Genomic DNA, 14182 nt, shown 5'->3' on the forward strand with positions numbered 1-14182 from the left:
GAAATGGAAAAAGGTAAGTTCAAACGTACCAAGCCCCACGTGAACGTGGGCACGATCGGCCACGTGGACCATGGCAAGACGACGCTGACGGCAGCCATCGCCACGGTGCTGTCCGCCAAGTTCGGCGGCGAAGCCAAGAAGTACGACGAAATCGATGCGGCTCCCGAAGAAAAGGCCCGCGGCATCACCATCAACACCGCCCACGTGGAATACGAAACGGCCAACCGCCACTACGCCCACGTGGACTGCCCCGGCCACGCCGACTACGTCAAGAACATGATCACCGGTGCCGCCCAGATGGACGGCGCCATCCTGGTGTGCTCGGCCGCTGACGGCCCGATGCCCCAGACCCGCGAACACATCCTGCTGGCCCGCCAAGTGGGCGTGCCTTACATCATCGTCTTCCTGAACAAGTGCGACATGGTCGACGACGAAGAGCTGCTCGAGCTCGTCGAGATGGAAGTGCGTGAACTGCTGGACAAGTACGACTTCCCCGGCGACGACACTCCCATCGTGCGCGGCTCCGCCAAGCTCGCTCTGGAAGGCGACAAGGGCAAGCTGGGTGAAGAGGCCATCATGAAGCTGGCTGAAGCCCTGGACACCTACATCCCCACGCCTGAGCGTGCCGTGGACGGCGCATTCCTGATGCCCGTGGAAGACGTGTTCTCCATCTCCGGTCGCGGTACCGTGGTGACGGGTCGTGTCGAGCGTGGCGTGATCAAGGTCGGCGAGGAAATCGAGATCGTCGGTATCCGCGACACGCAAAAGACCACCTGCACGGGCGTGGAAATGTTCCGCAAGCTGCTGGACCAAGGCCAGGCTGGCGACAACGTGGGTCTGCTGCTGCGCGGCACCAAGCGCGAAGACGTCGAGCGTGGCCAAGTGCTGTGCAAGCCCGGCTCCATCAAGCCGCACACGCACTTCACCGCCGAGGTGTACGTGCTGTCCAAGGATGAAGGCGGCCGCCATACCCCCTTCTTCAACAACTACCGTCCGCAGTTCTACTTCCGCACGACCGACGTGACCGGCGCCATCGAGCTGCCGGCCGACAAGGAAATGGTCATGCCCGGCGACAACGTGTCGATCACCGTCAAGCTGATCAACCCCATCGCCATGGAAGAAGGCCTGCGCTTCGCCATTCGTGAAGGCGGCCGCACCGTCGGCGCCGGCGTCGTGGCAAAGATCATCGCCTAATCGCCAAGTCGAGGAACTTGCCATGTCCAAGCAAAAAATCCGCATCCGCCTCAAGGCTTTCGATTACAAGCTGATCGACCAGTCCGCCGCTGAGATCGTCGATACCGCCAAGCGCACCGGCGCCATCGTCAAGGGCCCGGTGCCCCTGCCGACGCGCATGAAGCGTTTCGACATTCTGCGTTCGCCGCACGTTAACAAGAGCAGCCGCGACCAGTTCGAAATCCGCACCCACCAGCGCTTGATGGACATCGTGGATCCCACCGACAAGACCGTGGATGCCCTGATGAAGCTCGACCTGCCGGCTGGTGTGGACGTCGAAATCAAGCTCCAGTGATTTCCCTCCTGTGATGGGTTAGCTGGGTCCGGGTGATTCACTCGATGGCTTGCATAACGCGGACTTGCTTGAAAAAGCAGTCCGCGTTATACTTTGCGGCTTCGCCTTTTGTGCATGTCGAGCCTCGGTTCGAGGTGTGTCAAGAGGCGGAGTTTTATCAACCTTCTTTCGCGCACGTCAGGGTGCAAACCGCCCGTGCAAACGCTTTGGCCAATTGAAGTCGGGGCGGTGAAAGTTTTGGAGAAAATCAATGAGTCAGAGCAACTCCCAAGGGTTGCTGGGCCGCAAGGTGGGCATGATGCGCCTGTTCACCGATGACGGGGACGCTGTGCCCGTCACGGTGGTGGACGTGTCCAACAACCGCGTGACCCAGATCAAGACCCAAGAGAACGATGGCTACGTGGCCCTGCAGGTCACGTTCGGTTCGCGCAAGGCTTCTCGCGTGACCAAGCCCGAAGCCGGCCATCTCGCCAAGGCGGGTGTCGAAGCCGGTGAAATCATCCGTGAATTCCGCGTGACCGCTGAAGCCGCCGCCAACTACAAGGTTGGTGATTCGGTGCCCGTGTCGCTGTTCTCCGTGGGCCAGAAGGTCGATGTGCAAGGCACCTCGATCGGTAAGGGCTACGCTGGCACGATCAAGCGTCACAACATGGCTTCGCAGCGCGCATCGCACGGTAACAGCCGTTCGCACAACGTGCCCGGCTCCATCGGCATGGCGCAGGATCCCGGCCGTGTGTTCCCCGGCAAGCGCATGACGGGCCATCTGGGCGACGTCACCACCACCACGCAGAACCTCGACGTGATCCGCGTCGACGAGGCGCGTCAACTCCTCCTGATCAAGGGTGCGATTCCCGGATCCAAGGGCGGGTTCGTGACCGTGCGTCCCGCCGTCAAGGCCAAAGCTTCCCAGGGAGCGAACTAATGCAGCTCGAACTCCTGAATGACCAAGGTCAGGCCGCGTCGAAGATCGACGTGCCCGAAACCGTGTTCGATCGTCAATACAACGAAGACCTGATCCACCAGATCGTCGTGGCCTACCGCGCCAATGGCCGCCAGGGCACGCGCGCTCAGAAGGACCGCGAGCAGGTCAAGCACTCGACCAAGAAGCCCTTCAAGCAAAAGGGCACCGGCAACGCACGTGCCGGTATGACCTCCTCGCCGCTGTGGCGTGGGGGCGGTCGCATCTTCCCGAACCTGCCTGAAGAAAACTTCACGCAGAAGATCAACAAGAAGATGTACCGTGCCGGTATGGCCTCCATCCTGTCGCAGCTGGCCCGCGAAGGCCGTCTGGCCGTGGTGGACTCGCTCAAGGTCGATACGCCCAAGACCAAGGTGCTCGCCGACAAGTTCAAGGCGATGAACCTGCAATCGGTGATGGTGATCGCCGATGAAGTGGACGAAAACCTGTACCTCGCTTCGCGCAATCTGAAGAACGTGTTCGTCGTCGAGCCGCGCTATGCAGATCCCGTGTCGTTGGTTCACTTTAAGAAAGTGCTCGTCACCAAGGGCGCTATCGACAAACTCAAGGAGATGTTCGCATGAGCACGCTCAAGTTTGACGAAGGCCGTCTGATGCAAGTGCTGGTCGCTCCCATCGTGTCCGAGAAGGCCACGATGGTTGCCGAGAAGTCCAATGCTGTGACGTTCAAGGTGCTGCAGAACGCAACCAAGCCCGAAATCAAGGCCGCTGTGGAATTGATGTTCAAGGTCGAGGTCAAGGGCGTTTCTGTGGTGAACACCAAAGGCAAGGCCAAGCGCTTTGGCAAGACCATGGGTCGCCGCGACAACGTTCGCAAGGCCTATGTGACGCTGAAGGAAGGCCAGGAGCTGAACCTGTCCGGGGAGGCCGCTTAAATGGCAGTCATCAAGATGAAACCGACCTCGCCGGGCCAGCGCGCCGTGGTGAAGGTCACGCGTGACCACCTGTACAAGGGCGAGGCATTTGCTGCGCTGCTGGAACCCCAGCACCAGAAGTCTGGCCGTAACAACAACGGTCACATCACCACCCGCCACAAGGGCGGTGGTCACAAGCACCACTACCGCGTGGTGGATTTCCGTCGCAACAAGGACGGCATCCCCGCGAAGGTCGAGCGCATCGAATACGACCCGAACCGTACGGCCCACATCGCCTTGGTGTGCTATGCCGACGGCGAGCGTCGTTACATCATCGCTCCGCGCGGTCTGGAAGTGGGCGCGACCTTGCTGTCCGGCTCCGAGGCTCCGATCCGTGCCGGCAACACGCTGCCGATCCGCAACATCCCCGTGGGTTCGACGATCCACTGCATCGAGCTCAAGCCCGGTGCCGGTGCCCAGATCGCCCGTTCCGCCGGTACGTCGGCCACGCTGCTGGCCCGCGAAGGCACGTACGCCCAGGTGCGTATGCGCTCCGGTGAAGTGCGCAAGATCCACATCGAATGCCGTGCCACCATCGGTGAAGTCGCCAACGAAGAGCACAGCCTGCGCCAACTGGGCAAGGCTGGTGTGAAGCGCTGGATGGGTATTCGTCCGACCGTTCGCGGCGTGGCCATGAACCCGATCGACCACCCGCACGGTGGTGGTGAAGGGCGCACCGGCGAAGGCCGCCATGCTGTCGATCCTTGGGGCAATCTCACCAAGGGTTATCGCACCCGCAACAACAAGCGCACACAAGTGATGATTGTGTCGCGCCGCAAGAAGTAAGGGATAACAAATGACTCGTTCTCTCAAAAAGGGTCCGTTTGTTGACCACCACTTGCTGGCCAAGGTCGAGAAGGCCATCGCCACCAAGGACAAGAAGCCAGTCAAGACCTGGTCGCGTCGCTCCATGGTCATTCCCGAGTTCATCGGTCTGACCATCGCCGTGCACAACGGCAAGCAGCACGTGCCTGTCTATATCACCGACCAGATGGTGGGCCACAAGCTGGGCGAATTCGCCCTGACGCGCACCTTCAAGGGTCACCCCGCGGACAAGAAGGTCCAGAAGAAGTAAGGAGTAGACATGTCTGAAACACGTGCTGTCCTCCGTGGTGTCCGCCTGTCGGTGGACAAGGGCCGTCTGGTTGCGGACCTGATCCGCGGCAAGAAGGTCGACCAAGCCCTGAACATCCTGGCGTTCACGCAGAAAAAAGCTGCCGTGATCGTGAAGAAGGTGCTGGAGTCTGCCATCGCCAACGCCGAGCACAACGACGGCGCCGATATCGACGAACTGAAGGTCAAGACCATCTACGTCGAGCAAGGCACCACGCTCAAGCGCTTCACGGCCCGTGCCAAGGGTCGCGGCAATCGCATCAGCAAGCCTACCTGCCACGTGTACGTGACGGTCGGCAACTGAGGCCAAAGGAAGAATATGGGACAAAAAATCCATCCTACCGGCTTCCGCCTGGCCGTGAGCCGCAACTGGGCCAGCCGCTGGTATGCGAGCAACCGTGACTTCGCAGGCATGCTGGCTGAAGACATCAAGGTGCGTGAATACCTGAAGGCCAAGCTCAAGAACGCCGCCGTCTCGCGCATCCTGATCGAGCGCCCCGCCAAGAACGCCCGCATCACGATCTACTCGGCACGTCCGGGCGTCGTGATCGGCAAGAAGGGCGAAGACATCGAGAACCTGAAGAAGGAACTCGCGACCCGTCTGGGCGTGCCGGTGGCCGTGAACATCGAAGAAGTGCGCAAGCCCGAAATCGATGCCAAGCTGATCGCCGACTCGATCACCCAGCAGCTCGAGAAGCGCATCATGTTCCGCCGTGCCATGAAGCGCGCGATGCAGAACGCCATGCGTCTCGGTGCCCAGGGCATCAAGATCATGTCCGCAGGCCGTCTGAATGGCATCGAAATCGCGCGTACCGAGTGGTACCGCGAAGGCCGCGTGCCGCTGCACACCCTGCGCGCCGACATCGACTACGGCACCTCCGAAGCCAAGACCACCTATGGTGTGATCGGTGTGAAGGTGTGGGTCTACAAGGGCGATACGCTGGGCCGCAACGATCTGCCGGCCGTGGAAACGCCGCGTCCTGAAGAAGAGCGTCGTCCCCGCGGCCCGCGCCGTGATGGCCGCCCGGGTGGCGACCGTGCCGGTGCAGGCCGTGGCGCCCGTCGTCCCATGGGTGGCAATGCCGCTCCGGCCGATGGCAGCGACAAGCCCGCAGGTGCCGGTGGCGCCGACAACACCGCCGTTAAGCGCGTTCGCAAGGTTGACGCGCCCGCTACAGCAGCGGACGGTAAAGGAGAATAAAGATGCTGCAACCTGCTCGTCGCAAATTCCGCAAGGAGCAAAAAGGCCGCAACACCGGCATTGCCACCCGGGGTAACTCGGTGGCTTTCGGTGACTTCGGCCTGAAGTGCACGGACCGTGGCCGCCTGACGGCCCGCCAGATCGAGGCCGCACGCCGTGCGATCTCTCGCCACGTGAAGCGTGGTGGTCGCATCTGGATTCGTGTGTTCCCCGACAAGCCGATTTCCACCAAGCCCGCAGAAGTGCGGATGGGTAACGGCAAGGGCAACCCCGAGTACTACGTGGCCGAGATCCAGCCCGGCAAGATCGTCTTCGAAATTGTTGGCGTTCCTGAAGAGCTGGCACGCGAAGCGTTCCGCCTGGCTGCTGCCAAGCTGCCGCTGCGCACCACGTTCGTAGCCCGCCAGATTGGCGCCTGATCAGGAGAATCGACAAATGACGAAAGCTGCTGAACTGCGCCAGAAAGACGTTGCCGGCCTGGAAGCCGAAATCAAGTCCTTGCAAAAGGCCCATTTCGGTCTGCGCATGCAGAAGGCCACGCAACAGCTCGGCAACACGAGCACGCTGCGCTCCACGCGCCGTGCCGTTGCCCGCGCCAGAACCATTCTTGCTGAGAAGCAAGCCGCCAAGTAAGGAGCCGACATGACGGAAGCTAAAAAATCCCTCAAGCGCACCTTGGTTGGCAAGGTGGTCAGTGACAAGCGCGCCAAGACCGTCACGGTGCTGGTCGAGCGCCGTGTGAAGCACCCGATCTACGACAAGATCGTGATGAAGTCGAGCAAGTACCACGCGCACGACGAAAACGGCGATTACAAGCTCGGCGACACCATCGAGATCACGGAGAGCCGTCCGCTGTCCAAGACCAAGAACTGGGTGGCAACGCGCCTCGTGCAAAAGGCCGTGCTGGTCTGAGCCTTCGACGGCTTCGGCTGCATGCCCTCAAAAAACGGCCCACAATCGTGGGCCGTTTTTCTTTTTGGGCGTTCGCGTGCCGCGGACGCTTTTACACCCCCGCTCGAACCATAGGAGAAGAGAGCATGATCAAAGTTGGAGATACCCTGCCCGCTGTGACCCTGATGGAGTACTCGGAGGTCGAGGGCGAAGGCTGCAGCATCGGCCCGAATCCCGTGGCGGCCGACAAGGCCACGGCCGGCAAGACCATCGCCCTGTTCGCCGTACCGGGCGCATTCACGCCCACCTGTTCCGCGAAGCACGTGCCCGGCTATGTGGAGCAGGCCGATGCTTTCAAGGCCGCCGGCGTCGATGAAATCTGGTGCCTGAGCGTGAACGATGCCTTCGTCATGGGGGCATGGGCGCGCGACCAGAAGACCAGCGGCAAGGTGCGCATGCTGGCGGATGGAGATGCTGCCTTCGCCAAGGCCACGGGCCTGACGCTGGATCTCAACGGCAAGGGCCTGGGCCTGCGCAGCAACCGTTATTCAATGCTCGTGAAAGACGGCAAGGTGGCATCGCTGAACATCGAGGCCCCCGGCAAATTCGAAGTGAGCGACGCCGCCACGCTGCTGGCGCAGGCCAAGGGCTGATCGCTTTTCTTCTGCCTGCGTGCATTTCTTGATGCCCTGCGCACTTGCGCGATGGGCGGCTCGGACGATGTCGGGGCGTGCCCCGCACGCGGACGAACGCGGATCACTGTGATGTGACCGCGTTCTCCGGCGCAGGAGAGGGCAAACCGCGGTGCTGTCTGCGGGCGGGGGGCGCGCACGGTGCGACGAGGCAACGCGGCCACCCCCCGGATGGCAGAGCCGGTCAGTCGATATCGACCTTGAGGTAATGCGACCCCGCCACGGGGTTGTGGTAGTAGGGCGGGATTTCTTCGAAGCCCAGATCGGCGTAGAGCGCGCGCGCCGATTCCATGCCGTCCAGCGTATCGAGCAGCACGCAGGCATACCCGGCCTGGCGGGCCACGTCCAGCATGGCTTCGGCGAGCTGGCGGCCCAGGCCAAAGCCCCGGAAGGCCTTGCGGACGTAGAGCCGCTTCATCTCGGCGGCATTGGGGTAATCGGCCGTGTCGAGCGGCCTGAGCGCGCAGCAGCCCGCGATGGCGCCTTCGACTTCCGCCAGCAGGATCTGTCCGCGAGGTGGTGCGTAGTCGGCTGGCAACTGGGCGAGTTCGGCATCGAAGTCCTGGAACTGCAGGTCGATGCCCAGGCTGTCGCCATACTCGCGGAAGATGTCGCGCACGGCGTCCATCTCGGCGGGGGCGATCGGCTTCAGCAGAGTGATAGAAGGCTGGTCCACGGGCATGGCGGGAATGGGGCGAAAGACCAGTCTAGCGGGGCACCTTGGCTGGACCGGCTGGGTGGGCGGGTGTCGACCTTCTCAGGTTTCGGCCAGCAGCCGCTCGATCAACTGGTGCAGCTCGGGAAAGTCGGGCGCGCCCACATAGCTTTTCACGATCTCGCCGCGCTTGTTCACGATGAAGGTGGAGGGGGTGAGGCGCACGTCGCCCCAGGCCTGGGCGACGGTGCCGGTATTGTCGATGGCGACCTTGAAGGGCAGCTTGCGGGTTTCCGCGAAGTTCACCACGTAGCTCGGTGGGTCGTAGCTCATGGCGACGGCCAGCGTTTCGAAGCCGCGCTCGCGGTACTTGCCGTAGGTGGCGACGATCTCCGGCATTTCGGCCACGCAGGTGGTGCAACTGGTGGCCCAGAAATTCACGAGGGTGACCTTGCCGCGCAGGTCCGCGGTGGTCTGGCGGGTGCCGTCCAGCAGAACGAAGGTGGATTCAGGGGCCTGCGCGCGGCCTGCACCCAGGAAAACGAAGGCTCCCACGCCCACGAAGGCCGCCACTGCGGCCGCGCCGATCCAATGCTTCATGCCCATGGCTGCCATCCTTTGCTGTGCTTGCTGCCGGTCGCGATGCGCCGCTCCCGGCCGACATTGTGCCGGACCCGGGTGGACGCCGCTCGGGGGAGGGCGCGTGGCGGCCAGGGGAGAGCCTGTCCCTTGATGTGCCTCAAGGCATCGGCGTGCGCTGGCGGGCGCGGCCGACGTGGCGCTTGCGCGCGGGGGGCGCCGCCCATAATGCGCGGATGCCCCGTTTTTTCGCCCCCGCCCTGCTGGCTGCCACCCTGTCGCTGGCGGGGTGCAGCCCGTCGCTGGATTGGCGCACGGTCGATCTGGAGGGGGCGGGCCTGGGCGTCATGCTGCCGTGCAAGCCGGACCGCGCCGTGCGCACGGTGGCGTGGGACGGCCGCTCCATGGAGCTGGCGATGGCAGGCTGCGATGCCGATGGCGCCACCTTTGCCGTCTCGCACATGGTGCTGCAGGGCGAGGCCGGCGCTGCCCAGGCCGATGCGGCGCTGGGCCGGTGGCATGAGGCGGTGCGCGGCCGGATGCAGGCGTCCGCGGATGCGGCGGCGCCGTTCACGCTGCCCGGGGCGCTGGCGCTGCCACAGTCGGTGCGCGCGGAGATCCACGGCGTGCGGCCCGGGGACGGGCGCGCGGTGGTGGCGCACGCAGTCTGGTTCGCCCGGGCCGAAGCGACGGGGGCCGAGCCCCGGATGCGGCTCTACCACGCCGTTGTCTACGCGCCCGAGCCCCGCCCGGCCGTGGCGGACACCTTTTTCGCGGGGCTGGTGCTGCGGTGAGCGCGCCGGCGCGCGCCCTTCCTCCCCTGGCGCCCCAGGCCGGGCCGGGTTCCATGCTGGAGTCCCACGCCGCCATCGCGGTGTTCCTGGCGTTCGCGTTCGCCTATTTCCTGTCCGCGGCCTCCCGGGCCGTCACGGCCACGCTGGCGCCGTCGCTGGTGGCGGAGTTCGCGCTGCAGCCACGCGATCTCGGGCTGCTGGCGGGCGGCTATTTCCTCGGTTTCGCGGCCATGCAGTTGCCCATGGGGCAGTGGCTCGACCGCCACGGTCCCCGGGCCGTGGTGCTGGGGTTCCTGGGCGTGGCGGTGGCCGGGTGCGCCGTGTTCGCGGTGGCCAGCGGATTCAGCGGCCTGCTGGCGGGCCGCGTGCTTTGCGGTGCGGGCGTGAGCGCCTGCCTGATGGCGCCGCTCACGGGCTTTCGCCGCTGGATGGCACCCGAGACCCAGTTGCGGGCCAATTCCTGGATGCTGATGACTGGCTCGCTGGGCATGGTGGCCTCGACGCTGCCGGTGCAGTGGCTGCTGCCGCTGGCGGGATGGCGGCCGCTTTTCTGGGCGCTGGCGCTGCTGCTGTTGCTTTCGATGCTGCTGATCGCGTGCCGGGTCCCGCCATGGAGTGGGGCACCCGGCCTCGAAGACCGGGAGGCGCTGCCGCCGTCCGGCTATGGCGCCGTATGGCGCCATCCGTACTTCCGGCGGCTGGCGCCGCTGGGGTTCTTCACCTATGGCGGCATGGTGGCCATGCAGACGCTCTGGGCCGGCCCGTGGATGCAGCGGGTGTCGGGGTATTCGCCGCTGGAGGCCGCGGCCGGGCTGTTCGCGATCAATCTCGCCATGCTCTGTGCCTACTGGGCCTGGGGCATGGTCAATCCCTGGCTGATGCGGCGCGCGGGCGGCGCCGATCCGGTGATGGCGGTGCTGTTGCCGCTGCCGCTGGTGGTGCTGGCGGGCATCGTGCTCGCGGGCGGCTCCGCGGGGGGCGGCGCGTGGGCGCTGTACTGCGTGGCCACGTCCTGCGTCACGCTGTCGCAGCCGGCGCTGGCCATGGCGTTCCCGCAGGCCATGGCGGGGCGGGCGCTCTCGGCGTTCAATCTCGTGATGTTCCTGGGCGTCTTCTGCGTGCAGTGGGGCATCGGCCTGGCGGTGGATGCGTTCGTGGCCGCGGGGTGGTCCGAGCCCTCGGCCTTCCGTGCGACCATGGCGGCCTTTGGCGTTTGCAGTGCCTTGTCCTATGCGTGGTTCATGGTTCGGGGCCGGCGCCATAATGCGGTTCACCCGATCACCCCATGAGCACGCGCATCCTCCTCATCGCCCACGCACCGCTGGCCCATGCCCTGCGCGCCTGCGCCCTGCACGTCTTCCCCGACTCCGCCGACGACATCCTGGCACTCGACGTGCATCCCAATGCACCGCCCGAGGACACGCTCGCGGCCGCGCGCATCCTGCTCTCGGCGGAGCGCGGCGATGGCGCGACGCTGGTGTTGACCGACGTGTTCGGCGCCACGCCCTGCAATGTGGCGCAGCGGCTCGTGGACGGCGAGCGCTCGCGCCTGGTCACCGGCGTGAACCTGCCCATGCTGCTGCGCACCGTGAGCTACCGCCACGAGCCGCTGGACGCGCTCGTCGCCCGCGCCGTGGTGGGGGGCACGCAGGGGGTGATGCAAGTGGCCGCCACGGCCCCCCAGAACCAGATCCGACGCTCCCACCATGATCAAGACGAATATCACCATCAGCAATAAGCTGGGCCTGCATGCCCGCGCCTCGGCCAAGCTCACGAAGCTGGCGGGCAGCTTTCCCTGCGAGGTGTGGATGAGCCGGGGCGACCGCCGCGTCAATGCCAAGAGCATCATGGGCGTGATGATGCTGGCCGCCGGCATCGGCACCGAGGTGGCGCTGGAGACCGACGGCGCCCAGGAGCAGGAGGCGATGGACGCGCTGCGCGCGCTCATCGACAACAAGTTCGGCGAGGGCGAGTGAGCCCCGGCATGGCCCCCGCCCAACCCCGCTCCGGAGCGCCGCGATGACGTTCGCGATCCATGGCCTGGCCGTCGCCCGGGGCATCGCCATCGGGCGCGCGGTGCTGGTGGCGTCGAGCCGGGTGGACGTGGCCCACTATTTCATCGAGCCCGGCCAGGTGAAGGCCGAGATCGTGCGCGTGCGCAATGGCCGCAATGCCGTGGTCGAGGAGCTGCAGCGCCTGCAGGCCGAGATGCCCGCCGACGCGCCCCACGAACTCGCCGCGCTGCTGGACGTGCACCTGATGCTGCTGCAGGACGAGGCGCTGGTGAGCGGCGTCAAGCACTGGATCACCGACCGCCTCTACAACGCCGAGTGGGCACTGACCACGCAGCTGGAGATCATCGCCCGCCAGTTCGACGAGATGGAGGACGAGTACCTGCGCGAGCGCAAGGCCGACCTGGAGCAGGTGGTCGAGCGCATCCTGCGGCACATGAAGGGCGTGGCGGGCCCGGTGGCGCCGCCGCCCTGCAGCCCGCGCCGGGGCAGTGCCGCGCTGGGGCTGCAGCAGGACCTTTTGCCCGGCGACATGGTGGACGTGCCGCTGGTGCTGGTGGCGCATGACCTGTCGCCGGCCGACATGCTGCAGTTCAAGCAGAGCGTGTTCGCGGGTTTCGTGACCGACGTGGGCGGCAAGACCTCGCACACGGCCATCGTGGCGCGCAGCATGGACATCCCCGCCGTGGTGGGCGCGCGTGCCGCGAGCCAGCTCGTGCGGCAGGACGACTGGGTCATCATCGACGGCGACGCGGGTGTCGTCATCATTGATCCGTCGCCGATCATCCTGGCCGAATACGGCTTCCGCCAGCGCCAGACCGAGCTGGAGCGCGAGCGGCTCTCGCGGCTGCGGCACACGCCGGCCGTGACGCTCGACGGCGAGCGCATCGAGCTGCTGGCCAACATCGAGCAGCCCACCGATGCGGCCGTGGCCGTGCGGGCCGGCGCCGCCGGCGTGGGGCTCTTCCGCAGCGAGTTCCTCTTCATGGGCCGGGGCGGCAACCTGCCGGGCGAGGAGGAGCAGTACCAGGCCTACCGCACTGCCGTGGAGGGCATGAACGGCCTGCCCGTCACGCTGCGCACCATCGACGTGGGTGCCGACAAGCCGCTGGACAACAAGGCCTCCAAGGACAGCGCGGGCTATCTCAACCCGGCCCTGGGCCTGCGGGCGATCCGCTGGAGCCTGGCCGATCCGGCGATGTTCCGCACCCAGTTGCGCGCGGTGCTGCGCGCGGCCGCGCACGGGCCGGTGAACCTGCTCTTCCCGATGCTGGCCCACGTGAGCGAGATCCGCCAGACGCTCACCCAGGTGGACATGGCCCGCGCCGAGCTGGACGCGCGCGGCGTGGCCTACGGCGCGGTGCAGCTCGGCGCCATGATCGAGGTGCCGGCGGCGGCGCTCATCGTGCGCCGCTTCCTGAAGTATTTCGATTTCCTCTCGATCGGCACCAACGACCTGATCCAGTACACGCTGGCCATCGACCGCGCCGACGAGGGCGTGGCCCATCTCTACGATCCCCTGCACCCGGCGGTGCTGCAGCTGGTGGCCGACGTGATCGCCGAGGGCCACCGGCAGGGCAAGAGCGTGTGCCTGTGCGGCGAGGCGGCGGGCGACGTGGCGATGACGCGGCTGCTGCTGGGCCTGGGCCTGCGCAGCTTCTCCATGCACCCCGCGCAGATCCTGGCCGTGAAGCAGGAAGTGCTGCGCGCCGACACCCGCAAGCTCCAGCCCTGGGCCCAGGGGGTGATCGACTCCGACGAGCCGGCGAACGGCCTGACCCCCTGATCGCTATATTTTTGATAGCTACTCGGCTAGCAAATTCGGCGACGTGGGGGCCAAAAGATCAGAAACTCTTCGCCAGGGAGGCGATGAAGCGCTGGTGGTTGGGTGAGTAGCGCGAAGCGCCCACGCCGGGGCCCGTGGCCGCGGCGTAGGCCGACTGCCGGGTGGCGCCCTGCAGGGCGCCCGTCAGCGTGAGGCCGCCGCCAAAGTCCCAGGCGGCGCCGAGCAGGTAGTCCGCATAGCTGGGCAGGCCGAGCGACCGGATGTCGCCGGACATGCGGGTGTAGCCCACGCTGGCCTTCAGGGTCAGGTGGGGCGCCAGTTCGCGGCTGTAGGCGAGGTTGAGATAGCCGGTGCCGCGTCCGGAGAGCCCCGAGCCGCCGCTGGCGCCGGCATAGCCGAAGTAGTCGCGCGAGACGGTGTGCGAATACTTCAGCGTGAACTGGCCCAGGGTTTCGTCGCCGTAGCCGGCGCTGGCGTACAGCTCGCGCGTGTTGCCGCTGCGGTTGCCGGGATAGACGTAGGCGAGGGCGCCAAGGTCCAGGTCGAAGGGGCCGGCCTTGAAACGGTAGCCGCCGTAGAGGTCGCTCTCCAGGCTGTTGCCGCGCAGCCAGTCCACGCTGGAGTTCCAGTTGCCCACGTACCAGCCGCTGTCGCCGAAGGCGTAGTCGAGGCCGCCCTGCACGGCGGGCTTGAAGGCGCCGCGCTTGGCGAAGCCGCCCGCGTTCAGCATGTCCTGGTCCTGGCCCCGGAACTTGTAGTTGGTGGTGAGCGCGATGTTGCCGGTGAACTGCGCGCGGGCGGAGAGCGGCGCGGCCATGCAGGCGGCCAGGAGGGCGGTGGAAAGGGCGACGGGGAGGGCGGTGCGTGTGGGAAAGGTCATGGGACAGGGCCGCCGGGCGGCGGCGTGAAAGCACCTGTGTGGCGGTGCGGAAAACGAAGCCGCCAGCGTAGGAGGGTGCCCGTCAAAACGGTGTCAAAAGAGCGGGGCGCCGCATCAAGGCGCCATCAAGGCCTGCGGCCGCCCGTGGGTTTTTACGCC

Annotated in this window: 21 protein-coding genes; 18 read left to right on the forward strand and 3 right to left on the reverse strand. The window is 65.8% G+C overall.

The window, feature by feature from the left end:
• Nucleotides 1–3 precede the first annotated feature (3 nt).
• The 13 genes from tuf (at nucleotide 4) to AX018_RS18330 (ending at nucleotide 7278) form a co-directional block, all read left to right on the forward strand.
• Nucleotides 4–1194: an elongation factor Tu gene (gene tuf / locus AX018_RS18270; RefSeq protein ID WP_111879388.1), complete on the forward strand. Its 1191-nt coding sequence runs from the start codon at nucleotides 4–6 to the stop codon at nucleotides 1192–1194.
• Nucleotides 1195–1216: 22 nt separating this feature from the next.
• Nucleotides 1217–1528 (forward strand): 30S ribosomal protein S10, encoded by a 312-nt coding sequence (rpsJ, locus tag AX018_RS18275; RefSeq protein WP_054257904.1) that lies wholly within the window; start codon nucleotides 1217–1219, stop codon nucleotides 1526–1528.
• 250 nt (nucleotides 1529–1778) lie between these two features.
• Entirely contained in the window at nucleotides 1779–2450 is a 672-nt protein-coding gene (gene rplC, locus AX018_RS18280; RefSeq protein ID WP_111880199.1) for a 50S ribosomal protein L3, read from the forward strand.
• Nucleotides 2450–3070 (forward strand): 50S ribosomal protein L4, encoded by a 621-nt coding sequence (gene rplD / locus AX018_RS18285; RefSeq protein ID WP_111880202.1) that lies wholly within the window; start codon nucleotides 2450–2452, stop codon nucleotides 3068–3070. Before rplC ends, rplD begins: the two co-directional genes overlap by 1 nt.
• Entirely contained in the window at nucleotides 3067–3381 is a 315-nt protein-coding gene (gene rplW / locus AX018_RS18290) for a 50S ribosomal protein L23 (RefSeq protein ID WP_111880204.1), read from the forward strand. The genes rplD and rplW overlap by 4 nt, the downstream gene beginning before the upstream one ends.
• A complete protein-coding gene (rplB, locus tag AX018_RS18295; RefSeq protein WP_111880206.1) occupies nucleotides 3382–4206 on the forward strand; it encodes a 50S ribosomal protein L2 in 825 nt (274 codons plus the stop codon).
• 10 nt (nucleotides 4207–4216) lie between these two features.
• Nucleotides 4217–4495: a 30S ribosomal protein S19 gene (gene rpsS, locus AX018_RS18300; RefSeq protein ID WP_111880208.1), complete on the forward strand. Its 279-nt coding sequence runs from the start codon at nucleotides 4217–4219 to the stop codon at nucleotides 4493–4495.
• 9 nt (nucleotides 4496–4504) lie between these two features.
• Entirely contained in the window at nucleotides 4505–4837 is a 333-nt protein-coding gene (gene rplV, locus AX018_RS18305; RefSeq protein ID WP_111880211.1) for a 50S ribosomal protein L22, read from the forward strand.
• Between the two features lie 15 nt (nucleotides 4838–4852).
• Nucleotides 4853–5734, forward strand: a complete 882-nt coding sequence (gene rpsC, locus AX018_RS18310; protein ID WP_111880213.1) for a 30S ribosomal protein S3 — start codon at nucleotides 4853–4855, stop codon at nucleotides 5732–5734.
• A 2-nt stretch (nucleotides 5735–5736) separates the two neighbouring features.
• Nucleotides 5737–6153, forward strand: a complete 417-nt coding sequence (gene rplP / locus AX018_RS18315) for a 50S ribosomal protein L16 (protein ID WP_111880215.1) — start codon at nucleotides 5737–5739, stop codon at nucleotides 6151–6153.
• A gap of 16 nt (nucleotides 6154–6169) precedes the next feature.
• On the forward strand, nucleotides 6170–6367 hold the full coding sequence (gene rpmC, locus AX018_RS18320) for a 50S ribosomal protein L29 (RefSeq protein WP_111880217.1): 198 nt from the start codon (nucleotides 6170–6172) through the stop codon (nucleotides 6365–6367).
• Between the two features lie 9 nt (nucleotides 6368–6376).
• Complete coding sequence (gene rpsQ, locus AX018_RS18325; protein ID WP_111880220.1) at nucleotides 6377–6646, forward strand: 30S ribosomal protein S17; 270 nt, start codon at nucleotides 6377–6379, stop codon at nucleotides 6644–6646.
• Nucleotides 6647–6771: 125 nt separating this feature from the next.
• On the forward strand, nucleotides 6772–7278 hold the full coding sequence (locus AX018_RS18330) for a peroxiredoxin (RefSeq protein ID WP_111880222.1): 507 nt from the start codon (nucleotides 6772–6774) through the stop codon (nucleotides 7276–7278).
• Between the two features lie 223 nt (nucleotides 7279–7501).
• Here AX018_RS18330 and AX018_RS18335 read toward each other — a convergent pair whose 3' ends face one another.
• The gene (locus tag AX018_RS18335) at nucleotides 7502–7993 is read right to left on the reverse strand and encodes a GNAT family N-acetyltransferase (RefSeq protein ID WP_111880306.1); all 492 of its coding nucleotides are present in this window, start codon (nucleotides 7991–7993) and stop codon (nucleotides 7502–7504) included.
• Between the two features lie 81 nt (nucleotides 7994–8074).
• The gene (locus AX018_RS18340; protein ID WP_111880308.1) at nucleotides 8075–8578 is read right to left on the reverse strand and encodes a peroxiredoxin family protein; all 504 of its coding nucleotides are present in this window, start codon (nucleotides 8576–8578) and stop codon (nucleotides 8075–8077) included.
• 209 nt (nucleotides 8579–8787) lie between these two features.
• On the opposite strand from AX018_RS18340, the gene AX018_RS18345 reads away from it, so the two are divergent.
• The 5 genes from AX018_RS18345 to ptsP are packed head-to-tail and all read left to right on the forward strand — an operon-like array spanning nucleotide 8788 to nucleotide 13143.
• A complete protein-coding gene (locus tag AX018_RS18345) occupies nucleotides 8788–9345 on the forward strand; it encodes a hypothetical protein (RefSeq protein ID WP_111880225.1) in 558 nt (185 codons plus the stop codon).
• Between the two features lie 53 nt (nucleotides 9346–9398).
• On the forward strand, nucleotides 9399–10634 hold the full coding sequence (locus AX018_RS18350) for an MFS transporter (protein WP_111880310.1): 1236 nt from the start codon (nucleotides 9399–9401) through the stop codon (nucleotides 10632–10634).
• Nucleotides 10631–11083: a PTS sugar transporter subunit IIA gene (locus tag AX018_RS18355; protein ID WP_111880227.1), complete on the forward strand. Its 453-nt coding sequence runs from the start codon at nucleotides 10631–10633 to the stop codon at nucleotides 11081–11083. Before AX018_RS18350 ends, AX018_RS18355 begins: the two co-directional genes overlap by 4 nt.
• Nucleotides 11052–11321, forward strand: coding sequence for an HPr family phosphocarrier protein (locus AX018_RS18360; protein ID WP_111880230.1), 270 nt, complete (start codon nucleotides 11052–11054; stop codon nucleotides 11319–11321). The genes AX018_RS18355 and AX018_RS18360 overlap by 32 nt, the downstream gene beginning before the upstream one ends.
• A gap of 43 nt (nucleotides 11322–11364) precedes the next feature.
• Nucleotides 11365–13143, forward strand: a complete 1779-nt coding sequence (gene ptsP / locus AX018_RS18365) for a phosphoenolpyruvate--protein phosphotransferase (RefSeq protein ID WP_111880233.1) — start codon at nucleotides 11365–11367, stop codon at nucleotides 13141–13143.
• 58 nt (nucleotides 13144–13201) lie between these two features.
• Here ptsP and AX018_RS18370 read toward each other — a convergent pair whose 3' ends face one another.
• Nucleotides 13202–14023: a TorF family putative porin gene (locus tag AX018_RS18370; RefSeq protein WP_111880236.1), complete on the reverse strand. Its 822-nt coding sequence runs from the start codon at nucleotides 14021–14023 to the stop codon at nucleotides 13202–13204.
• Nucleotides 14024–14182 lie beyond the last annotated feature (159 nt).

This window comes from Paracidovorax anthurii, assembly GCF_003269065.1.
Classification (GTDB): domain Bacteria; phylum Pseudomonadota; class Gammaproteobacteria; order Burkholderiales; family Burkholderiaceae_C; genus Paracidovorax; species Paracidovorax anthurii.